Origin of the sequence: Shewanella sp. MM_2022_3 (assembly GCF_022557375.1) — a bacterium.
Lineage (GTDB): Bacteria > Pseudomonadota > Gammaproteobacteria > Enterobacterales > Shewanellaceae > Shewanella > Shewanella xiamenensis.
The window spans coordinates 1-22,866 of the sequence record NZ_JAKZGV010000062.1; the positions used below are offsets into that span (position 1 = coordinate 1).

Consider the following 22,866-nt stretch of genomic DNA (forward strand, 5'->3'; position numbering starts at 1 on the left):
TGGATCCATCATCTTCATCATAATCGCCTCGAATATTTAGCCCTAGACGATCTGATCACAATGCGGGGAATGAGTTCAAAAAAAATCCCTGAGCATTGTTCAGGGATTTGTGTATGAGAGACAGCCCGAGGGTGGCTTTATTATTAGGATGGGATATCTGTGGTTAATAACTGGCGGCATGCACTGAGCGCACGGCGCGGCCTGATGGGTCGATAATACCCCGTAAACTTTCATCCCATGCCAGCGCTTCTGGGGTAGAGCAGGCGACCGACTTGCCACCAGGAACCGTTTCGGCAGCACTTGGCAATGGATAATGCTCTTCAAAGAAACAGCGATAGAAGTAAGCCTCTTTGGTTTCTGGCGTGTTATACGGGAAGCGGAACTTCGCGTTGGCCAGTTGCAAATCGTCGACCTGTTCTGCGGCATGGGCTTTTAAGCCATCAATCCAAGAGTAGCCTACGCCATCGCTGAATTGTTCCTTTTGGCGCCAGGCGACTTCTTTAGGTAATTTATGTTCAAAGGCTTGGCGCAGAATGTGTTTCTCAATCCGGCCATCCTTAGACATTTTTGCTTCAGGATTAATGCGCATTGCCACATCCATAAATTCCTTATCGAGGAAAGGCACACGGGCTTCCAATCCCCACGCCGCCATGGCTTTGTTGGCACGCAGACAGTCGAATAGATGCAGTTTATCCAGTTTACGCACGAGTTCCTCATGGAAGGCCTGCGCGTTTGGCGCCTTATGGAAGTACAAGTAACCGCCAAAGAGTTCATCGGCACCTTCACCCGATAACACCATTTTGATCCCCATCGCCTTGATTTTACGCGCCATCAGATACATGGGTGTGGCAGCACGAATGGTGGTCACATCATAGGTTTCTAAGTGGTAGATGACCTCTTTAATCGCATCTAGCCCTTCTTGGAAGGTAAAGTTGATCTCATGGTGAATCGTTCCAATGGCATCGGCAACTTTTTTGGCCGCGATTAAATCCGGAGCGCCTTTTAAACCGACTGCAAAGGAGTGTAGCTGTGGCCACCAAGCGTTTGTTTCACCGTCATCTTCGATACGGCGTTTGGCAAATGTCTGGGTGATAGCCGAGATCACCGATGAGTCTAAACCGCCGGAGAGTAATACTCCGTAAGGTACATCGGACATCAATTGACGTTTTACTGCGGCTTCTAGAGCTTCACGCAATTCTTCTTGGCTGGCGCCGTTATCTTTAACTGCATCATACTGTTGCCAATCGCGGGTGTAGTATTTCACTGCCGCAGCATCGCTTGAGAATAAGTATTGGCCCGGCTGGAATTCTTCCACCGTTTTACACACTGGCATCAGGGCTTTCATTTCGGAGGCGACATAGAAGTTACCTGCCGCATCTCGACCCGTGTAGAGCGGAATGATACCCATATGATCGCGGCCAATTAGGTAGGCGTCTTTGGCTTTGTCGTAGAGTACGAAGGCGAAAATACCGTTTAATTTATCAAGAAATTCAGTGCCATATTCCTGATACAACGCCAGAATGACTTCGCAATCCGAGTTGGTTTGATAGCTATATTTATCGCCGAGTTGGGCTTTGAGTTCTTTGTGGTTATAGATTTCACCATTGACCGCGAGGATAAGGCTGCCATCTTCGGTTAGCAGTGGTTGCGCGCCATGTTCAATATCGACAATGGCCAAGCGTTCGTGGGCCAAAATCGCTTTATCGCTGGCGTAAATGCCTGACCAATCGGGGCCGCGATGGCGCATCAGTTTGGACATTTCCAGTGCCACTTGGCGTAGCTCTTTCGCATCGGATTGAATATCTAAAATTGAAAAAATCGAACACATAATGCAACTCCTAAACCGCTGTATTTCATTTGAGGATGTCTCAATTGAGTATCAATGTGCCAGCGATTCGGGATTTTGCCAAATATTATTTTTGATGATTTGTTCTTTTTTAGGTGTTTTATATGAGTTTGATCTATCTTTTAAATGGTTTTGATTGAGGTTCGTTTAATTAATTTCACTTTTTTATACATAAAGTGTTTTTTGGTGTTGATTGCAAGGCGGGATATTGGCAAATACATAATGTTCACTCAAGAAAATCCGTTTTTGGCAAAATCATGATAAATGTGAGCAAGATAGTGATCTAAGTGTAAATGTTGCTGGTTTTATGAACGGCTTATCGGCAGTCATTGCCCGTGTTGCTACAGTCAAGGTCAACAGTGAGCGTAAAGTGGGGCGGCTCATAAAAGACTCATAACATAATAAGGCACCCTTCAAGGTGCCTTATTAGATTTTTTAGCGCGCTTACTTTGCGGTCGTGGCAAGTTCTGTTTTGGCGGGACGCAGGCTGTTAAACTCAGTACCTTGATAATAGCCTGGCCAATCTTGGCTGTTGCCTAAGCTGCGAGTCACTTGATAGTAAATTTCCAGATCTTGAATCGCACCACTCAAATCCCAGTCTTCATGATATTCATCGCAGACATTGTGATAGCAGCCCTTCATGGTTGCTTGCATTTGAGTCTTATAGTCCGCGGTTGCCGCATCGATAGGCTCACTACCGCCACCGGCAAAGACCGCAGGAACGCCGAGTTTGGCGAAGCTGAAGTGGTCAGAGCGGAAGAAACCGCCCGATGCAGGATTCTTTTCACCCAAAGCAATGCGGTTTTGCTGTTTGGCGGCATCGATTAAGTAGTTTTCAAGCTCGGACTTGCCTTTACCGACGATAGTGAAGTCCTTGGTTTTTCCATAGATATTGGTGCTATCTAGGTTTAGCACTGCCACGGTTTTATCAATGGGGTAGATAGGATTAGCGGCATAATAACGTGAGCCAAGCAACCCTTGCTCTTCGCCCGTGGTGGCGATAAAGGTCACCGAGCGAGCTAAGCCGTGGCCCTGTTTAGCGTTATCGGCGAGTTGTCTGGCGATTTCTAAAATGCCCGCAATACCCGATGCGTTGTCCATGGCACCGTTGTAAATTTTATCGCCTTCTTTACTGTCATCTTTGCCAATATGGTCCCAGTGGCCAGTAAACAGGATTTGCTCATCTACTTGCTTGGTGCCAGGAAGGGTGGCGACGACGTTATAGCTGTTGGCATATTCCGCTTTGTTTTTAAAGGCGATGCTGGCCGTTTGCTCTAGGGATAAGCTAATTGGGCTATCGGCAGCGCGAGCCATGAGAGTTGGAAGTGATAGGCCAGCCTTTTCAAACAGTTTTGTGGCGGTATCTAAGGTTAACCAACCTTCAACTTGGACGCGGCTATCCTGCTCAGCTTTGCTGTGCACTAAATCCTGTTGTGGCCCCGTCCAACTGTTTTCGACAACAGACCAAGGATAAGATGCAGGCTCAGTATCGTGGATCAGCAGCGCGCCGAGTGCGCCTTGGCGGCTAGCTTCTTCAAATTTATAACTCCAGCGGCCGTAGTAGGTCATCGCTTTGCCATTAAATTTGCCTGAGTCTGGGCGGGCAAAACCGGGATCGTTCACTAAGATGACTGCGATTTTACCTTTCATATCCACATCTTGGTAATCGTTCCAGCCATATTCAGGTGCATTAACACCGTAGCCAACAAATACCAATGGCGCGTTTTCAATGTTAATACCACCGTTATCATGGCGACTACTGAGCACCAGATCTTGACGGTATTTAAAGGGTAATCCAGCTAGCGTGACTTGCTGTGCTTCATCTGCGGTATAGCTCACCATAGGCACAGGTTGTAAAAAGCTACCTTGGTAAGCACCTTTAAGTCCCATCTCTGCAAAGGCCTTGGATAAATAATCCAAGGTGAGTTTTTCACCCTGAGTGGTTGGGGCACGGCCTTCAAACTCATCGGAAGACAGGTTTTTAATATCGTCTCTAAAACGTGCTTCATTCATTTGCACGGGTTTCAGTGCGGCACTGCTGTTGGCATCGGGCTGGGCCGAGTTGGGGCTACAGGCACTGAGCAAGGCTAGTGCGCAAAACGGATACAAACGTCGCATAGGTTGATCCTACTGTTATTTTTAGGGCGTGTTTAACGCGAATATTGAAGGGGTATGTCGTGCCTTATCATGAAGCAAGCGACAATGGGGTACAAGGGAAGTCCAACGGCAAATATGTTACTTAATGTTAAGGTCAGTGGTGTTTCTCAGCACGCTAAGGTGCTGAGAAGCTGGCAGTTTGATGCTTAAACGACATCGATATCGCCGGCACAGGCGAAAACATGATTTGGGCGGAAAGGTTCTTTATCGATATCTTCAAGTTTACTTACGCCGCTGGTAACCAGAATGGTTTCAAGTCCGGCTTGGAAGCCCGCCAAGATATCGGTACGCATATTGTCGCCGATGATCACGGTATTTTCGGAGTGACCGTCAATATGATTGAGCGCCGAGCGGATAATCCATGAACTCGGTTTACCGACGTAGAAAGGCTTTTTGCCGGTAATACGCTCAATCGGTGAACACAGGGCGCCGCAGGCGGGGCTGTAAGCGGGGCCGTGAGTGTCGGGGTTGGTGGCGATAAAACGGGCGCCACGGGCGACAAATCCGGCGGCCTTATGGATCATATCCCAATTGTAGGAACGGGTTTCGCCAACAATCACAAAATCGGGATTAATGTCGGTAATGGTAAAACCAGCCTTGTAGAGCTCATGGGTGAGGGCGCCTTCACCGATAACAAAGGCTTTACTGCCCTCTTGGTGCTTTAAAAAGTCGGCGGTAGCCATGGCCGAGGTATAAAAACATTCCTCCGGGATGTCTATCCCCGCTGCGCTAAGGCGGTTTTGCAGATCTTTGCCTGTTTGTACCGGATAGTTAGTGAGAATGACAAGGGGATTGCCTTGCTGGAGAATGCGCTGGATAAATTTATCACTGCCGGGGATCAGCTTATTGTCGTGCAGGAGTACACCATCGATATCGCAGATAATATTTTTCATCTAATAATCTCTTTTATGCCGAACAAAATCACTTTTCGTTAGCTTATCTAATGCCACATTAGTCCATAAAACAATGGTTTTGTATGTCATAGCCCAAAAAAAAGAGACCTTTAAGGTCTCTTCTTCCAATATTCAGAGATTAATCGGGTGCGTAGCCATTAGGTCCGATGAGCGTGCCATCAAGATAGGCTTTGCCGTCTTGCATTTTTAGGCGTTGATGGCTAAACCATTTCACCACTAGGGGGTAAATAGCATGCTCTTGCTCGTGGACACGCGCAGCGAGCATCTCTGCGGTATCGTCTTCATAAACTGGGACTTTCGCCTGTAAAATCACCGGACCAGCATCTAGCGCTGGGGTAACAAAATGCACACTTGCGCCATGTTCTGTTTCTTTGGCATCAATGGCACGTTGGTGGGTGTGTAATCCGGTAAATTTGGGCAGCAATGAAGGGTGGATATTGATCATGCGACCTAAATAATGATTCACGAATTCATCGGTTAGAATGCGCATAAATCCAGCCAACACGATTAAATCCGGTTGGTATTGTTCAATTGCAGCCATTAACCGTGCATCGTAATCAGAGCGAGATTCACCTGTGCGAGCAATCACGCAGCTGGTATCAATTTCACTATGATGGGCACGAACTAGGCCGTAGGCATCGGGTTTATTACTGATCACTCCGACAACTTCGGCTTGCAAATTATCGTCACAACCGTCGATAACGGCTTGAAGATTACTGCCATTTCCGGAAATTAATACAACTACACGACAGCTTTGGGGCATTACAGGATCTCCACTTGCTCTTCATTGCCTTCGCGAGCAGCGATAGCACCGATAAGCCAAGCTTGTTCGCCTTCCGCTGCAAGCAGCGCAAGTGCGGCATCCACTTTATCGGCTGGCAGCGCAACGATCATGCCGACACCACAGTTAAAGGTACGGTACATTTCATATTCTGCAATGTTACCGTTTTCCATTAACCAATTGAAAACAGCTGGCCATTGCCATGAATCACCTTGGATAACGGCTTTGCAGTTTTCAGGCAGTACGCGAGGAATGTTCTCCCAGAAACCGCCGCCAGTGATGTGTGCCATTGCGTGCACGTCTGATGCTTCAATCAGCTTGAGCAATGATTTAACGTAAATTTTGGTTGGTTCTAACAGATGTTGGATCAATGGCTTGCGATTGAGATCCTGTTGAGGGTCCGCTTGGCTGACTTCTAATACTTTACGAATTAATGAATAGCCATTTGAATGAGGACCACTTGAAGCTAAGGCGATCAGTGCATCACCCGCGGCCACTTTACTCCCGTCAATGATGTCGGCCTTTTCAACCACGCCCACACAGAAACCTGCGAGGTCGTAATCTTCACCTTCATACATGCCTGGCATTTCAGCGGTTTCGCCGCCGATTAACGCACAACCAGATTGGAAACAACCTTCGCCGATGCCGTTAACAACAGAAGTTGCTGTTTCAACATCGAGCTTGCCTGTTGCGTAGTAATCGAGGAAAAACAATGGCTCAGCGCCTTGAACGATCAAATCGTTCACACACATGGCCACTAAGTCGATACCGACTGTGTCGTGTTTTTTGTAATCGATAGCTAAACGCAATTTAGTACCAACACCATCGGTGCCTGACACTAAAACAGGTTGCTTGTATTTAGTGGGTAATTCACACAATGCGCCAAAACCACCTAAGTTGCCCATTACCTCTGGACGACGGGTACGTTTAACAGCCGCTTTAATGTTATTTACCAGTGCATTACCAGCATCAATATCAACGCCAGCGTCTTTATAGCTCAGTGGGGTAGGAGTGCTCACGGAGGATCCTCTCGGGTACATCGTTATTGGATTTTTATGCGGCGGTATTCTATCAGCTTGTGCTAGGGGTCGAAAGTCATGATTTGGATTTATCAGTATCTCTGAAGTTTTTTTAGCTTCACAGGGGGATATTTCACATTTTCAATCTAGTGATTGGTCATAAAATAGTGTGTTAGTGGGCGTATCTTAAGCGATAAGTAATAATTCTTGCGATATTGCTCACGATTAGTCCGAATGGAAAAACTTTATGTTTTACCCAATAAACAAATCATCTAAAATCTGAAAAATTTGCCTAAGGTAATTCGCGAACAATAGTAGGAGAGAAAAATGAAAGTTGTCGAGGTTAAACACCCGTTAGTGCGTCACAAAATCGGCTTAATGCGTGAAGGTGACATTAGCACTAAACGTTTCCGTGAGCTAGCCGCTGAAGTCGGCAGCTTGTTAACCTATGAAGCTACCGCAGATTTCGAAACCGAAACTGTTACGATTGAAGGCTGGAATGGTCCGGTAGATGTGGATCAGATCAAAGGCAAGAAAGTGACTGTTGTGCCTATCTTGCGTGCGGGTTTAGGCATGATGGACGGTGTACTTGAGCATATTCCAAGTGCGCGTATTTCGGTTGTGGGTATCTACCGCGACGAAGAAACCCTAGAACCTGTGCCATATTTTGAAAAGCTGGCCAGCGACATGAACGAGCGTATTGCGCTGATCGTTGACCCTATGCTGGCAACTGGTGGCTCGATGATTGCGACTATCGACCTGCTGAAAAAACGCGGTTGTACGTCAATTAAAGCCTTAGTGTTAGTTGCCGCGCCAGAAGGGCTCAAAGCCCTTGAAGCGGCTCACCCGGATGTTGAGCTGTATACTGCCGCAATCGACAGATGCTTAAACGAGAAGGGCTATATCCTGCCTGGTTTAGGTGATGCGGGCGATAAGATTTTTGGGACTAAATAATGTTCTGATGGCTTAAATGCTATCTCGATTTGACAAGGGGGCTTAGGCTCCCTTTTTGTTTTTTATGATTCCATTTTTGCCGACTCGTTCTACAGTTAACGATAAGATTAATTTTTGACAGAATGCGTTTTGCACGGCGCAGTAGGTTTGCAATAAATCGATTTAACTCAGGTCATCATCGGGGATTATGATGGTTTCAAAACTAAGTTGGTCACTTGTTCGCCAATCTTGTTCATTGGCTACCTTGATATTTGTTGTGTTACTGCTGATCCTTTTACCCCTGCGAATAGAGAAAGAACACAGGGCATTTGTCAAATTTGTACGGGCGAAACACGTGGTGCCAAGTTATTTAGAGTTGCTTGGTAAGAGCTTATCTTTACACGATATTATTGATTTTGATAGTGCGCTACTTACACCATTTAAGCTTGATTCCTCCCGCTTATTATTGCCTTCAGGTGGTGCTTTATCACCAGAAGAAGAGCTGATCCTGCGCTATTTTGACTATTTATATTCAAATAATAAGAATCCCGTCAGAAGTGCGTTTATATATATCGGTCTATACAAAAGTAATGCGCTATATTTTGCCTCCACGATTCCTGATGAGGTGAAAAGTCGCTTAATACACGAAAATTCTTTCACCAATGAGTTTTGCCAACGGCTGCATTATTGCAGTAAGGATGCCTCTGCTGACTCCTTAGTTGATGATATTGTGCTGTCCGTTCCTTATCGTGATGAAGTAACGGGAAACATTATTCTTTCTATGGCGGCTCCCATTTCATCCTCACATGCGCCTGAGCATCTTTGGGGAGATGTGATTGCTGATACATCATTTATGGCAACGGATTTTATGCAAAGAAAAGTGTTTGAAACTCAGAACTCGGCTTATGGCACTGAGATTGTCATTAGCGGAGATAGTTTTTGGACACGGATCACGCCCAACTTTCTGTTTTATGCTATGAGTAATCACTTAGATAATCAGAGTGTTTTAACTTACAAAATCAGTACGTTAAGGTTTTTTATGCAATATTTGCCTCTTTGGTTATTGCTGTCGGGCTTAACAATTATTTTCCAACTTAAATTTATGCGTCTCAAGCAGTTACGTACTGAGCGTCAGCAATTTTCTGAAGCTATGCTGTTGGATCCATTTACGAAGACCTACAATAAAAAAATCTATGAAACACTTATTTTTAAGGCTGCAACTGCGTCTCAATATGCTGTGATTTGTATTGATGGCGATAAAATAAAAACGATTAACGACACCCATGGTCATCAATTAGGTGATTTGGCAATAATGCAAATTGTCGAAGCGATGCGAGCCGTTTTTCGAGAAAACGACATTATTATCCGCACTGGTGGTGATGAGTTTGTAGTGATTTTAGCCAACTGTCCTATTGATAAAGCACAACAACTTGCGGATAGACTTAAAGATAACATTCGGCAGCGACATTTTTTAAATATGCTAACCGTTTCTTGCGGTGTCGCAGATTCAATGGATTGTCCATCCTTTGAGGCGGTATTTCTGGCGGCAGATAAGGCTTTATACGCGGATAAGACACAAAAAAGATCCGATGATGAAAATGATGTTTTGCGGTAACGTTCTAATACTCAATGCTTAAATCCCTATCATAAAAAAAGCGTGGCATTACCACGCTTTTGCTTATGTTTATATGTCTTTCCTACGCTTAGAGCACCATGGCGGCAATCCAACCAAATACTAATAGTGGAATATTGTAATGAATAAAGGTGGGGATCACGCTGTCGCGGATATGGTCGTGCTGACCATCGGCATTTAAACCCGATGTGGGACCCAATGTTGAGTCCGACGCTGGCGAGCCTGCATCGCCCAACGCAGCAGCAGTTCCGACTAACGCGATAGTTGCGGGTACTGAAAAGCCAAAACTTAGCGCCAAGGGCACATAAATGGTCGCAATAATCGGAATGGTCGAGAAGGATGAGCCAATACCCATAGTAATTAATAGTCCAACGACTAACATCAAAAAGGCGGCGAGGGCTTTATTGTCGCCAATCAGACTACTCAATGATGAAACCAGGGTGCCAACTTCACCAGTTTCTTTCACTACTGCGGCAAAACCTGCGGCGGAGATCATGATAAAACCGATATTGGCCATCATGCGCACGCCCTGAGTAAAGATATCTTGGTCAGCAACGTGTTTTAGTGCGCCAGAGAAACTAAAGATCATAAAGCCGACTAAAGCGCCGAAGATCATCGAATCAGTTTCAAGCTGTACAAATAAAGTTGCAAGAATTGCTACCGCTGCGATAGCGATATTGCGCTTATTGAGCGTCTCTTCGGGCTCGGCACTGAGCACTTTAGTTTCATCGTATACCCTTGGCTTGCGATAGCTAACAAATACGGCGATCAATAAACCGACCACCATGCCCGCTGCGGGGATCAACATGGCAGGGGGGATTTGGTCACGCACAGCGACTAAGCCGTTGCTGGTGAGGTTTGACAGCAAAATATCATTTAAGAAAATACCGCCAAAGCCCACGGGTAAAATCATATAGGTAGTGACAAGGCCAAAGGTCAGCACGCAGGCGACTAGACGGCGGTCGATATGCAGCTTGGTCATCACATGCAGCAGTGGCGGCACGAGTATCGGAATAAAGGCGATATGGATCGGCAGGATATTTTGCGAGGCCATCGACATCACGAGCAGGGATAACAGCAGTAACCAGCGCACCCAATTAGTGTTAGTCGGATTAGGTTCTTGGCCAAGGCTTTTAATGATCGAGTTGGAGATCAGCGTCGTCAAGCCTGAATGGGATAATGCTACGGCAAATGCACCCAATAAGGCATAACTCAGGGCGATTTGTGCGCCGCCACCTAATCCTGTATTGAAGGCATCAATCGTTTGATGCAGATCCATTCCCCCGACTAAACCAGCAAAGAGGGCGCTGATGGTGAGCGCTACCACTACATTCACCCTCGCCAAACTAAGGGCTAACATTAAACACACAGCAATGACGACTGCATTCATAGACAAATTCTTAATTCTGTAAACCAAAAGGGTTATTTTCGACTGCTAAGGCCGTGTCTGTCCAGTTTACCGAGCCTTAATCTGAAAAATATCTGAAAATGTGAATCCAGAGGGCTTTTAGTGTTAGATGAATGTGGGCTAAAGCGCTTATCAATGGCACAGATTGCTCTATCCTTAAGCAGTAACGTCAAAATGCCCTTGAAAAATGTGATATTGGTCTTAAATAGGTTGTAAGGCGAAACGCACGACTTATAATGCCTAAAGATTTGATTGGTAAGCGCTCTCAAATACACTCGCACAAATGTGCAAGCGTATTTAAGGGATGTTTTACTTTTATAGTTAGTTCAACTCATAGATGGAGATATAAAATGAGCGTATTAGTAGGCCGTCCGGCTCCTGATTTTACTGCAGCAGCTGTATTAGGTTCTGGCGAAATCGTAGATAGCTTTAACTTAACTGCAGCCATCAAAGGCAAGCCTGCAGTGGTATTTTTCTATCCACTTGACTTCACTTTCGTTTGTCCATCAGAGTTGATCGCTTTTGATCACCGCATGGAAGAGTTCACTAAGCGTGGTGTTGAAGTGATCGGTGTGTCTATCGATTCTCAATTCACTCACAACGCATGGCGTAACACCCCAGTAGAAAAAGGTGGTATTGGCCAAGTGAAATACACTTTAGTTGCTGACGTTAAACACGACATCTGTAAAGCATACGATGTTGAGCACCCAGAAGCTGGCGTGGCTTTCCGTGGTTCATTCCTGATCGACAAAGAAGGTATGGTACGTCACCAAGTGGTTAACGATCTGCCATTAGGCCGTAACGTTGACGAAATGCTGCGTATGATCGACGCACTGCAATTCCACGAAGAGCACGGTGATGTTTGCCCAGCAGGTTGGGAAAAAGGCGACAAAGGTATGAACGCAAGCACTGAAGGTGTTGCGGCTTACTTAGCTGAAAACGCAAGCTCTCTGTAATTTACAAACCTTTAGTTAGGTAAAAAGAAAGCTGCCAAATGGCAGCTTTCTTGTTTTAGGCAATTGTTGGTAAAGCTATGCTTCGCTATCCGAATCATCAGGTTCGTTGATGGCTAAGAGTGGCCAGCCACCTAAAGATTTCCAGCGGTTGACGATATAACAAAAGAGTTCAGCAGTGCGCTCGGTATCGTAGAGTGCAGAATGGGCTTCTTTATTGTCAAAAGGGATGCCTGCCATAATACAGGCTTTTGCTAATACCGTATGGCCAATCGCTAATCCTGCCAACGTCGCGGTATCAAAAGTGGCAAACGGATGGAATGGAGAGCGTTTTAAGTCACAACGTTCAATAGCCTTACTCACAAAGCCATGATCGAAGGCCGCATTGTGCGCCACAATAATACTACGGTGACAATCAGATGCCTTTTGGGCTTTTTTAACGGCTTTAAATATTTCTAAAAAGGCTTCTTTTTCGCTGACCGCACCGCGTAATGGATTGGTGGGATCGATACCATTAAAAGCCAGCGCCTCGGGTTCTAAATTTGCACCCTCAAAGGGCTCAATGTTGAAATGCAGGGTTTTATCAATCCCGAGCACACCTTCATCATCCATTTTCAGTAGCGTGACGGCTATTTCCAGCAACGCATCGGTTTGAGAGTTGAAGCCCGCGGTTTCGACATCTATCACTACCGGAAAGTAGCCACGAAATCGGTGTTTCAATTTGTTTGCGTCGCAAATATCGCTCATTAAAGTACCCAAGAAAAATCACAGGGCGCTATTATGCTTAATGAACTGGGATGTGTCATGTTTGATTGCTGGTTTTATGAGCTAAAGGAACTAAAAAGTTTGCCGATAAAACCTCGTAACCGAATAAACACGAGTAAGGGCTATGTGGCGAAAACTGATATTAGTATCAATTTTATGCGTTCCAGCAACTGCAATGGCAGAGTTGCGCCACTATGTGGCCTCTTTGGGTGAATCCCAATGGCGAGTCAGTCAAAACAGTCCGATCGTGTGCCGTCTTGAGCATGATATTCCTTCCTACGGTAAAGCGATTTTTACCAGTGAAGCGGGTAAGCAATTAAATCTCAATTTCACTTTGGATATGTGGGTAAAACCTGATCAAGTGACCCAAGCCAAGTTGATGAGCCGAGCTCCCAAATGGCGACCAGGTGTGGTGTCAAAAGAAATCACTTCGTTACGTTACCAAAAGTATTTTAATGGTGAAGTGCCTAAACGCGCCGCGTGGTCCATGTTAAACGAGCTAAGCCGTGGTATGGAGCCGACATTTTACTATGCCGATTGGTATGATGAGTCCAATAAAATTGCTGTAGGGCTGTCGGCAGCGAATTTTGGCCGAAAATATGCTGAGTTTAAGGCGTGTTTATCGCACCTATTGCCTTATAGCTTTGAAGATATTGCTTTTACCGTGCTTAATTATGATGAAGGAGGAACGGATTTAACTCGCTTCTCACAGCAACAGCTTACGCGAATACAGGAATATTTGTCCTACGATCCAGATGTAGAATTAGTATTAGTCGATGCTTATACCGATAGTTATGGTGGTCGTTCAGTGAATCAGAAAGTCTCGGACAAACGCGCTGAATCGGTAAAAGATTTCTTTGTCTCAAGCGGTATTCCGCAAGATCGAATTGTGACTGTGGGTCACGGCGAGCGGCGTCACGTGGCTTCAAATGACGATATTGAAGAAAGGGCGCTAAACCGCCGAGTTGTGATCCGCATTAGTAAGCCCCTCTAAATCAAAGCTTAACCTAACAATGCCAAGTCTACTGACTTGGCATTGTTGTTTATTGACGCTGTTTGTATTCGCGTCAAAATACTATGGCAGTCTGTTGATTCGGATGGCGACACGCAAATAAGCGCCATTTATTGAGAGGCTCCAGTGGTTTTTATGTAACAAAAAATACTGAACGCCGATAAGTGTCGCTTGATGTTTGATTCTGGGTAAAAAAAAGCCCGCTTAATCTAAGCGGGCCGCAAAATAATGCATTTGCAATCAACAAATTGAAGGAAGGAAGTCAAGCATAAGAACCAGGGATGAACTGAAGTACTTAAAAGACATCAGTTTAAAAGTTCTTTGTTTTCAATATCCGCTAGCGGATATCTCCTGAAAACAAGCACATTTTAGGGTGTTGTTATTTGGCTAGCAAACGAGAAAAATTGCCTCGATACATTAGCAAAACTAATGATTGATTAAGTGATCTGCCTCACTTAAGTCACTATTTAGCATGATTAATAACTTCTCAGTCATAATTACTGCATAAAAATACACTTCAATAAGCTCATCATTGCTACCAGTTTGTTAAATCTTTCTTCTTCGCGAGAAAACCTCATCTTTTGCTACAGCATTGCCATGAAAAATTTTGCTTGTATAGTACTTGCTGCAAAAGAGCGTTAAGCCGGACATCACCAAAAGGACGATAAAAGATGGCATTAAGATTTCGCCTTGCCCAGCAAGGTTTATTAGTAGCCACATTGGGCATGGCGTTGGCCGCCTGCCAGAGTGGCAATACGCCAGAAGAGGCCGCACAGCAGGTCAGCGCAAACAAATTGGTTTACCCTGAAACGAGAAAAGATGCCTTAGTCGACACTCTTCACGGTGTTGCGGTGGCGGATCCTTACCGTCATCTTGAAGAAAACACGCCAGAAACCGAAAGCTGGGTAAAAGAACAACAGGCCTTTGGTCAGGCTTACTTGGCGAAGATCCCCAACAAACAAGCCGTGGTTGATCGTATCACTGAACTGTGGAACTACGAGAAGATTTCAGCCCCCTTCGAGAATGGCGATAACCAGTTTTATTACCGTAACGATGGTTTACAAGCGCAATCGGTCCTTTATGTAAAAGGCAACGATGGCGTTGAGAAAGCCGTGCTCGATCCAAATAGCTTCTCAGCCGATGGTACCGTGGCGTTGTCTGGAGTATCGGTAAGTAATGACGGTAAGATTTTAGCCTATGGAGTGTCTAAGTCAGGCTCTGACTGGCAGCAGTGGCAGTTTATTGATATTGCCACGGGTAAAAAGCTTAAAGATGAACTCAGCTGGATTAAATTCTCCAGCGCGGTATGGGATAAGGAAAACCAAGGTGTTTTCTATGCCCGTTACGATGCGCCAGCGGGTGGGGATTTACTGGCCGATGTGAACTTTAATCAAAAAGTGTATTACCACAAATTAGGCACAGATCAGCGCCAAGATTTATTGATTTACGAACGCCCCCAAAACAAAGATTGGGGATTTGGCATCGATGTGTCTGAGCAGGGCGAATATTTACTGCTGTCGATTTCGCAGGGTACGGACAAACGTAATCGCTTTTTCTATAAATCACTGTTTGAACCTAAAGCACAGGTGGTGGAATTAATCCTTAACCTCGAAGCAGAGTATGAGTTTTTAGGTAATGACGGTTCGGTATTTTATTTTAAAACCGATTTAGATGCGCCTAACGGTAAAGTGATTGCCATTGATACCCGTAATAGTGAGAAATCGCAGTGGCAAACCATCATTCCTGAATCAAAAGATCCCATTAATAAAGTCGCCATTATCAATGACTATTTAGTCGTCAGCTATTTACACGATGTATTGGGACAATTATCGATTTTCAGTATGGGCGGCCAAAAGCGTCAAGATGTCACTTTACCAGGTAAAGGTAATGTCGCCGGGCCTTTCGGTAAGGCGAGTAAAGACTATTTCTACTATGTCTTTAACAGCTATATTCAACCTGAAACCACCTATAAGTTTGATTTTAAGACAGCGCAGTCGACCGTTGTTGCGAAACCTCAGGTGTCATTTAATCCCGATAATTATGTGTCTGAGCAAGTGTTTTATACCAGCAAAGACGGTACTCGCGTCCCGATGATGCTGTCCTATAAGAAAGGTCTTGTGAAGAATGGCCAAAATCCAACGTTACTCTATGCCTACGGTGGTTTCGCGATTTCGATGACGCCGCGTTTTAGCCCTGCCAACATCGCATGGTTAGATATGGGCGGCATTTACGCCGTACCAAGTTTACGCGGCGGCGCGGATTATGGTGAAAGCTGGCATCAGGCAGGTATGTTCGATAAAAAGCAAAATGTGTTTGATGACTATTTTGCCGCTGCCGAATACCTGATCAACGAAAAATACACCAACACTACAAAGTTAGGCGCTTATGGCCGCAGTAATGGCGGTTTATTGATGGGCGCCGCGGTGACGCAACGTCCTGAGCTGTTTGCTGCCGTGCTACCAGCAGTGGGTGTGCTGGATATGCTGCGCTTCCATAAGTTTACCATTGGTTGGGCTTGGACCAGTGAATATGGCAGTGCAGATAATGCAGAGCAGTTCCCGGCATTATTAGCTTATTCGCCTTACCATAATGTTAAAGCGCAGGCTTATCCTGCAACTATGGTGATGACGGCTGATCACGATGATCGTGTGGTGCCGCTACACAGCTTTAAATTTGCCGCCATGATGCAAGAAAAACAGCAGGGCGATAAACCCGTGATAATGCGCATTGAGTCTAATGCTGGACATGGTGCGGGTAAACCAACCGCGATGAAGATCGACGAGTTTGCCGATATTTATAGCTTCCTGTGGCAAAGCTTTGGTTTGGCACTACCGCAAACCCTTGCAAAATAGCTAACTATGTTAATTAAATGGGGTCGTTTGACCCCATTGTTATTTACAAATCCCTCAATTGCGTTGAAACCCCTGCCATCCCTATCTATATCTTCATCGGGTCATTCACAAGTCTTGTTTCCCTAGGTATAGTAGCGTCAATTTTTCAACCAAAATCTACTGATTTCGCATGACGTTTAATTGGCCCATTTCAGTCTATTACGAAGATACCGACGCAGGTGGCGTTGTCTATCATTCGAACTATCTCAATTTTTTTGAGCGAGCGCGAACCGAATGGTTAAAAGCCTTAGGCGTAAGTCAGACTGCACTGTTGGCCGATGACACGGCGTTTGTGGTTAAGCGGGCGGAATTGGATTTTAAAAAAGCCGCACGTTTTGAACAGAACCTTATTGTAGAAACTAAGGTCATAGAGTTGAAAAAGGCCTCGTTGGTATTTCATCAACGTTTGGTTGATCATCTGGGAGACTGTTATTGTGAAGGCACAGTGCTAGTAGCCTGTGTAGCCTTATCACGTATGCGGCCCCGAGCTATCCCCTTAAATATTGTGCAGGAGTTTGACAGTGCAAGCTGATATGTCGATTGTCGGGTTATTTTTACAAGCCAGTTTATTAGTGAAATTTGTTATGTTCACTTTACTTTGCTTGTCTGTAATGTCTTGGACGGTGATCTTACAACGCCGTAGTTTATTGACATCTGCAAAAAATAAATCGGCAAAATTTGAAGATAAATTTTGGTCAGGCGTCGATTTAAATCGTCTGTATAAAGAATTATCGGCTCGTCCAGATAATACGGGCTTAGAGTCATTATTTGTGACGGGTTTTAAAGAATATTCACGTCTGAATAAATTAAATAGCAAAGTGCCTGATGCGGTTATGGATGGTACTTCGCGGGCGATGCGTGTGACCTTATCCCGTGAGTTAGAAAAGTTAGAAGCTAACTTACCGTTATTGGCAACCATTGGTTCGACTAGCCCTTATATCGGTTTGTTTGGTACGGTATGGGGTATTATGAATTCATTTATCGCAATTGGCTCGATGGAAAACGCAACATTAGCCATGGTAGCGCCAGGTATCGCAGAAGCACTGATTGCTACCGCTATGGGTCTGTTTGCGGCAATTCCAGCAGTTATCGCTTATAACCGTTTTGCGACTCAGGTTGAAAAGCTGGAAATCGGTTACGCTAACTTTATGGAAGAGTTTTCTAGCATCCTGCATCGCCAAGCATACAGTGAGAAGGAAGGCGTATAATGCAAGTCGGTTATCAGCGTAAACGTCGTCGCCCTGTTGCCGAAATCAACGTGGTGCCTTACATCGACGTCATGCTCGTGTTGCTGATTATTTTCATGGTAACAGCGCCGATTGTGACCCAAGGGGTGAAAGTGGAGCTGCCGCAAGGTGCGGCCGAAGTGCTACCCGCGGATAGTAAGCCGCCGGTTGTGGCGTCTATTGATGCCGACGGTACTTATTTTCTTAATCAGGGCGGTTCCAATAACGAAGAAATGGAATTGGAAGAGTTAGCCACCGCCGTGGCGGCGATTATGGTGACTGAGCCTGAACGTCCTGTGGTGGTTAAAGCCGATAGAACTATTCCTTACGATAACGTGATCCAATTGATGGTGACCTTGCAACAGGCAGGCGTTCCCTCAGTCGGTTTGATGACGGATTCACCCAAGGAGAAATAGGTGGCGGATAATTCAAATGTTGCATTACCTCTGTCAATTTCAGCAGGTATTCATATTGGCGTGATAATTATTCTGGCCATTGGCATAGATTTCACCCATAAACCTGAACCTGTGCAACAAGTTAGCGCCCCTGCAGTAAAAGCTGTTATGGTTGATCAGCAACAAGTCGCTAATCAAGTTGAAAAGCTAAAGCAGGAAAAGCGCGATACAGAGCGTCGAGAACGTGAGCGCCAAGCCGAACTTGAACGCAAAGCACAGGAAGCAAAGCAAGCCCGTGAGCGTGAACAAGCACAGTTGAAGAAACTGGCGGAAGAACGTAAGCAGCAAGAAATTGAGACCCAAAAGGCCAATGATGCCGCGAAAGCCGCGCAGGTGAAGCAGCAACAGGAAAAGGAAAAAGCACAAAAAGCCGAAGCCGATCGCAAGCAGAAGGAACAAGAACGTAAACTTGCTGAAGATGCAGCCCAAAAAGCCGCGGAAAAACGTAAAGTAGAAGAGGCCGCTGCCGCGAAAGCTGAGGCAGACCGTAAGCAGAAAGAAACCGAAGCCAAGGCAAAGGCTGAGGCAGACGCTAAAGCCAAAGCAGAGGCAAAAGCCAAGGCTGATGCAGAGGCGAAAGCAAAAGCCGAAGCTAAGGCAAAAGCAGATGCTAAGGCGAAAGCGGATGCTGAAGCCCGTGCTCAGCAGGAGCAGGAAATGGCTGATGCGTTAGCCGCCGAGCAGGCAGCCTTATCGCAAACCATGAATAAGCAGATGCAAACGGAAGTCGGTAAGTATACCGCGATGATTAAATCAACGATTCAGCGTAACCTTGTGGTTGATGAATCGATGCGTGGTAAAACGTGTACCGTTTCTGTGCGTTTAGCGAATGATGGATTTGTGATTAGCAGTCAGACACAAGGTGGTGATCCGAATGTGTGTCGTGCAGCTAAAGCGGCGATTTTAAAAGCGGGTAAGTTACCAGTGTCTCCAGACCCTGCGGTATATAACTTGATGAAAGAAATTAACTTAATCGTTGAACCAACGTTTAATTAAAGGAGTCCCATGAAAATTTTGGCAAAATGGTTAGCATTGGCAGTTCTGCTTTGCACTATGCCGGCAAAAGCGGCGCTGGATATTGTGATTACCGAAGGTGTGGATGCGGCGCGACCAATCGCTGTGATGCCATTCCAATGGCAAGGTGCTGGTGCGCCACCACAGGCGATTGCCGATGTGGTTATGTCTGACTTAGTGCGCAGCGGTACGTTTAAACCTCTAGATGAATTAGGGTTACCTCAACGTGGTATTGGAGCCTTAGCACAGTTTGATGCCAATGCTTGGGCTAATGTTAGTGCAGAAGCCGTTGTGGTTGGTTCGGTTAAGCCTTACGGCACGGATCAGTTTTTGGTGAGCTTTGATCTTATTGATTTGGTTAAAGCACAAAACCAAGCACTAAAAGGTCCTGCAAGTCCAACTGAATTTTTGATGGATAGTCGTCAGACCGTGATTTCTGCGACCCAGTTTCGTCAGTATGGCCATCGTATAAGTGATATCGTTTATGAAAAATTGACCGGTATTCGTGGTGCGTTTTTAACGCGCATTTCTTATGTATTGGTTAACCACAGTCAAAAAGCGGCTTATTCATTAATGATTGCTGACTATGATGGTTACAATGAGCAGATGTTATTGCGCTCTCCTGAGCCTTTGATGTCACCCGCGTGGTCACCCGATGGCCGTCGTTTAGCTTATGTGAGTTTTGAAAACAAAAAAGCCGAGATTTTTGTTCAGGACCTATACACTCAAGTGCGTACTAAGGTGAGTAGTTTCCCTGGCATTAACGGTGCGCCTTCTTTCTCGCCCGATGGTAAATCATTGGCCGTGACCCTCTCTAAGGATGGTCAACCTGAGATTTATGTCATTGATATTGCCACTAAGGCGATTAAACGTATTACCAACCACTATTCCATCGATACTGAGCCTTCTTGGTATCCTGATGGCAAGTCATTGTTGTTTACCTCCGAGCGTGGTGGTAGACCACAGTTATATCGTGTAGATTTAAATTCAGGCAAAGTGACCCGTGAAACCTTTGAAGGTGAATGGAATTTAGGTGGTTCAATTACCCCTGATGGTCGCAGCATGATTTTTGTGAATCGCACAAATGGTAAATTTAATATTGCACGTATGGATTTAAGTACGCGCTTTATGCAGGTGCTGACATCGACACGTTTGGACGAGTCTCCAAGTGTGGCCCCTAATGGTACTATGGTGATTTATGGCACTACGTATCAAGGCAAGCAAGTTTTAGCAGCTGTTTCTACGGACGGACGCTTTAAAGCGAGATTACCGGTAGGTCAGGGCGAGGTGAAATCACCTTCTTGGTCTCCGTTTCTCTAGTGTATTAGTTTGATTTATTAACATTTAATTTTATAAGGAACAAGTAATGGATCTGAACAAGTTGTTAAAAGCTATGTTGGTAGCACTTCCAATTATGGCTATTAGTGCGTGTAGCTCAACTTCTGAATCAGAAACTGATGCTATGGGCTCTACAAGCGGTTCTGGTAGTGAACTCAATGGTGGTGTTCAAACGGGCGGTATTGGTGGAATGTTGTCGCCTGAAGAGCAACAACGTCAGCAACTCGAGCAGTTGAGAAAAGAGCACATTATTTACTTCGATTTCGACCGCAGTGAAGTTCAAACTGAATATGCAGCTGTCCTCGAAGCCCATGGTACTTATTTAGTTGAGCACCCAAGTGTTCGTGTATTGATTGAAGGTCATGCCGACGAGCGTGGCACGCCAGAATACAACATCGCACTGGGTGAGCGTCGTGCTAAAGCTGTTGCTAAATACTTACAAGGCATGGGTGTACAACCAAGCCAAATGAGCATCGTAAGCTATGGCGAAGAGAAGCCACTTGACTTCACTCGTACCGATGAAGGTTTTGCTAAAAACCGTCGTGCAGTTTTAGTTTACTAAGATTGAATTACGGAGAGTAACGAGATGAAACGTGCCGTCTTAATTACGGCAATGTTCTTCGGCGCAGGAGCTGCAATTGCAGCTCCTGCTCCTGTTGAAGACCTTGCTGGTGGTTCAGGTGATGACAGACTTGCTCGTTTAGAGCGCATTGTAAAATCGAGACAACAAAGCGAAATTGATATGCAGCGCCGTCTGGATACTTTGCAGCAAGAAGTTCTCGACTTACGTGGTTTGACTGAACAACAAAATTATCAAATAGAGCAGATGCAGCAACGCCAGCGTCAGCTTTATGATGAAATTGCTAATTTATCTTCTAAAGCAGCGACTCCAGCCGCTTCAGTGCCTTCCACTCCTGCCGCTGCAGCAGCAACCGCGAATGCGGCCGCCAGTAGTTTAAGTGAAACGGCCAGCTACGAAAGCGCAGTTAATCTCGTGCTGAAAGAGCGTAAGTATGATGATGCAATCCCAGCCTTTCGCGCTTTCATTAAACAATATCCAGATTCAGTTTATGCCGCCAATGCTAATTATTGGTTAGGACAATTGCTGTTTAATAAAAGTGAGTTTGCTGAAGCTAAGCAAGTTTTCAATACGGTAGTGACCCGTTTTAGTGATTCCAACAAACGTGGTGACAGTTTAGTGAAGCTTGGCATGATCGCAGAGAAAATGGGCGATAAAGCTGGTGCAACTCAATATTACCAACAAGTAGTAAAAGACTACGCCAACAGCGCTGCAGCACGCATTGCCCAGCAACAACTGGCTGCAATTAAAGCGTAATTAACTAAAAAACATACTCTTAGTCTGTTTTTCATGCAAACGACAAAAAATTGGGAATTTACGCTTGCATGGGGAAATGAAAAAGGTATTATAGGCGCCCTCGGAACGGCGAGGTCGTTCGGGGCGCAAAATACCAGTATATGGGTCGTTAGCTCAGTCGGTAGAGCAGTTGGCTTTTAACCAATTGGTCGAAGGTTCGAATCCTTCACGACCCACCACTTACTCTAGTAAATAGAATAAGTTAACGGTATTTGAAGTGTTGTAGATTAGATGGGTCGTTAGCTCAGTCGGTAGAGCAGTTGGCTTTTAACCAATTGGTCGAAGGTTCGAATCCTTCACGACCCACCACTTTTCTGAAAGTGTAAAACTCAGAGTCTTTAGATGGGTCGTTAGCTCAGTCGGTAGAGCAGTTGGCTTTTAACCAATTGGTCGAAGGTTCGAATCCTTCACGACCCACCACTTTTCTGAAAGTGTAAAACTCAGAATTTTTAGATGAGTCGTTAGCTCAGTCACTTATGTTATAAAGCTAGGGCAGTTGGCTTTTAACCAATCAATCGAATGGTTGAAATCTTTCATGATTCACCACTTACTGAAGTGTAAAATCAGCGTTCACTAGATGGGTCGTTAGCTCAGTCGGTAGAGCAGTTGGCTTTTAACCAATTGGTCGAAGGTTCGAATCCTTCACGACCCACCACTTACTGAAGTGTAAAATCAGCGTTCACTAAATGGGTCGTTAGCTCAGTCGGTAGAGCAGTTGGCTTTTAACCAATTGGTCGAAGGTTCGAATCCTTCACGACCCACCACTCTTTATCTCTCCTAGTAATAATTTTCTTTCGCTACTCATCACTAAAAATCTTAATTTATTTCACTGCATTTTCTACTTTGCTCATAGACTTATTGTCAGTTTTCTCACGTGTTAAATGGTCCATATTGGCTGCAGATAAATAATAACAACTGGGGAAACACAAAATGGAACAAGCAAAATTGAGGTTGTTTTACTCTGCAACATTATTGATGTCACAACTGGTGCAAAAGTAAAAAAGGAGACCTGAGGTCTCCTTTTTATTTTTAGCCCAAAACCACCTACTTCAGTAGGTGGTTATCATCATTTGAGGCTTTGCCTGTATACCTACCCATGTTAAATGCATCTTTGATTTTTAGCGAAGTCAAAAGAGGCAAATAACA

General features: G+C 45.1%; 19 protein-coding genes and 6 tRNA genes. 18 read left to right on the forward strand and 7 right to left on the reverse strand.

The genetic code is table 11. From position 1 onward, the window contains the following. Nucleotides 1–163: 163 nt before the first annotated feature. From asnB to purM, 5 genes are all read right to left on the reverse strand, one after another. Entirely contained in the window at nt 164–1,828 is a 1,665-nt protein-coding gene (gene asnB, locus MMG82_RS19445; protein WP_055648383.1) for an asparagine synthase B, read from the reverse strand. Nucleotides 1,829–2,290: 462 nt separating this feature from the next. Next, nucleotides 2,291–3,964 (reverse strand): M28 family metallopeptidase, encoded by a 1,674-nt coding sequence (locus MMG82_RS19450; RefSeq protein WP_055648384.1) that lies wholly within the window; start codon nt 3,962–3,964, stop codon nt 2,291–2,293. A 185-nt stretch (nt 3,965–4,149) separates the two neighbouring features. After that, the gene (locus tag MMG82_RS19455; protein ID WP_037419391.1) at nt 4,150–4,896 is read right to left on the reverse strand and encodes an HAD-IIA family hydrolase; all 747 of its coding nucleotides are present in this window, start codon (nt 4,894–4,896) and stop codon (nt 4,150–4,152) included. Nucleotides 4,897–5,035: 139 nt separating this feature from the next. Further along, nucleotides 5,036–5,680, reverse strand: a complete 645-nt coding sequence (gene purN, locus MMG82_RS19460; protein WP_055648385.1) for a phosphoribosylglycinamide formyltransferase — start codon at nt 5,678–5,680, stop codon at nt 5,036–5,038. Beyond that, nucleotides 5,680–6,717: a phosphoribosylformylglycinamidine cyclo-ligase gene (gene purM / locus MMG82_RS19465; protein ID WP_241407301.1), complete on the reverse strand. Its 1,038-nt coding sequence runs from the start codon at nt 6,715–6,717 to the stop codon at nt 5,680–5,682. The genes purN and purM overlap by 1 nt, the downstream gene beginning before the upstream one ends. 327 nt (nt 6,718–7,044) lie before the next feature. Here purM and upp point away from each other — a divergent pair, with 327 nt between their 5' ends. Next, the gene (upp, locus tag MMG82_RS19470) at nt 7,045–7,671 is read left to right on the forward strand and encodes a uracil phosphoribosyltransferase (RefSeq protein ID WP_023267861.1); all 627 of its coding nucleotides are present in this window, start codon (nt 7,045–7,047) and stop codon (nt 7,669–7,671) included. Nucleotides 7,672–7,858: 187 nt separating this feature from the next. Next, nucleotides 7,859–9,265, forward strand: a complete 1,407-nt coding sequence (locus MMG82_RS19475) for a GGDEF domain-containing protein (protein ID WP_181159874.1) — start codon at nt 7,859–7,861, stop codon at nt 9,263–9,265. An 88-nt stretch (nt 9,266–9,353) separates the two neighbouring features. Here MMG82_RS19475 and MMG82_RS19480 read toward each other — a convergent pair whose 3' ends face one another. After that, nucleotides 9,354–10,673, reverse strand: a complete 1,320-nt coding sequence (locus tag MMG82_RS19480; protein ID WP_047539967.1) for a Na+/H+ antiporter family protein — start codon at nt 10,671–10,673, stop codon at nt 9,354–9,356. A 368-nt stretch (nt 10,674–11,041) separates the two neighbouring features. On the opposite strand from MMG82_RS19480, the gene MMG82_RS19485 reads away from it, so the two are divergent. Continuing rightward, nucleotides 11,042–11,647 (forward strand): peroxiredoxin C, encoded by a 606-nt coding sequence (locus MMG82_RS19485; RefSeq protein WP_011623136.1) that lies wholly within the window; start codon nt 11,042–11,044, stop codon nt 11,645–11,647. A gap of 75 nt (nt 11,648–11,722) precedes the next feature. On the opposite strand, the gene rnt is transcribed toward MMG82_RS19485, so the two are convergent. Next, nucleotides 11,723–12,391 (reverse strand): ribonuclease T, encoded by a 669-nt coding sequence (gene rnt, locus MMG82_RS19490; protein ID WP_037419405.1) that lies wholly within the window; start codon nt 12,389–12,391, stop codon nt 11,723–11,725. A 142-nt stretch (nt 12,392–12,533) separates the two neighbouring features. Here rnt and motY point away from each other — a divergent pair, with 142 nt between their 5' ends. The 15 genes from motY (at nt 12,534) to MMG82_RS19565 (ending at nt 22,484) form a co-directional block, all read left to right on the forward strand. Further along, complete coding sequence (gene motY, locus MMG82_RS19495) at nt 12,534–13,403, forward strand: flagellar protein MotY (protein WP_037419408.1); 870 nt, start codon at nt 12,534–12,536, stop codon at nt 13,401–13,403. Nucleotides 13,404–14,092: 689 nt separating this feature from the next. After that, on the forward strand, nt 14,093–16,273 hold the full coding sequence (locus MMG82_RS19500; RefSeq protein WP_241407302.1) for a prolyl oligopeptidase family serine peptidase: 2,181 nt from the start codon (nt 14,093–14,095) through the stop codon (nt 16,271–16,273). Nucleotides 16,274–16,442: 169 nt separating this feature from the next. Further along, complete coding sequence (ybgC, locus tag MMG82_RS19505) at nt 16,443–16,844, forward strand: tol-pal system-associated acyl-CoA thioesterase (protein ID WP_011072691.1); 402 nt, start codon at nt 16,443–16,445, stop codon at nt 16,842–16,844. After that, nucleotides 16,834–17,520, forward strand: a complete 687-nt coding sequence (tolQ, locus tag MMG82_RS19510) for a protein TolQ (RefSeq protein WP_037419415.1) — start codon at nt 16,834–16,836, stop codon at nt 17,518–17,520. The genes ybgC and tolQ overlap by 11 nt, the downstream gene beginning before the upstream one ends. Then, nucleotides 17,520–17,954, forward strand: a complete 435-nt coding sequence (gene tolR / locus MMG82_RS19515; protein WP_037419420.1) for a protein TolR — start codon at nt 17,520–17,522, stop codon at nt 17,952–17,954. Before tolQ ends, tolR begins: the two co-directional genes overlap by 1 nt. Continuing rightward, nucleotides 17,955–18,989: a cell envelope integrity protein TolA gene (gene tolA / locus MMG82_RS19520; protein ID WP_037419422.1), complete on the forward strand. Its 1,035-nt coding sequence runs from the start codon at nt 17,955–17,957 to the stop codon at nt 18,987–18,989. A gap of 9 nt (nt 18,990–18,998) precedes the next feature. Continuing rightward, nucleotides 18,999–20,327: a Tol-Pal system beta propeller repeat protein TolB gene (gene tolB / locus MMG82_RS19525; protein ID WP_037419426.1), complete on the forward strand. Its 1,329-nt coding sequence runs from the start codon at nt 18,999–19,001 to the stop codon at nt 20,325–20,327. Between the two features lie 46 nt (nt 20,328–20,373). Further along, nucleotides 20,374–20,907 carry a peptidoglycan-associated lipoprotein Pal gene (gene pal, locus MMG82_RS19530; RefSeq protein WP_037419429.1) on the forward strand — a complete coding sequence of 178 codons (534 nt, stop codon included), beginning with the start codon at nt 20,374–20,376 and terminating at the stop codon, nt 20,905–20,907. A gap of 24 nt (nt 20,908–20,931) precedes the next feature. Beyond that, nucleotides 20,932–21,681: a tol-pal system protein YbgF gene (ybgF, locus tag MMG82_RS19535; RefSeq protein WP_037419433.1), complete on the forward strand. Its 750-nt coding sequence runs from the start codon at nt 20,932–20,934 to the stop codon at nt 21,679–21,681. A 142-nt stretch (nt 21,682–21,823) separates the two neighbouring features. Beyond that, nucleotides 21,824–21,899, forward strand: a tRNA-Lys gene (locus MMG82_RS19540). A gap of 54 nt (nt 21,900–21,953) precedes the next feature. Continuing rightward, nucleotides 21,954–22,029: transfer RNA gene (locus tag MMG82_RS19545), tRNA-Lys, on the forward strand. Between the two features lie 35 nt (nt 22,030–22,064). Beyond that, nucleotides 22,065–22,140 (forward strand) — tRNA-Lys (locus tag MMG82_RS19550). Between the two features lie 35 nt (nt 22,141–22,175). Next, nucleotides 22,176–22,266 (forward strand) — tRNA-Lys (locus tag MMG82_RS19555). A gap of 33 nt (nt 22,267–22,299) precedes the next feature. Then, nucleotides 22,300–22,375, forward strand: a tRNA-Lys gene (locus tag MMG82_RS19560). Nucleotides 22,376–22,408: 33 nt separating this feature from the next. Continuing rightward, nucleotides 22,409–22,484, forward strand: a tRNA-Lys gene (locus MMG82_RS19565). The last annotated feature ends 382 nt before the right edge of the window (nt 22,485–22,866 follow it).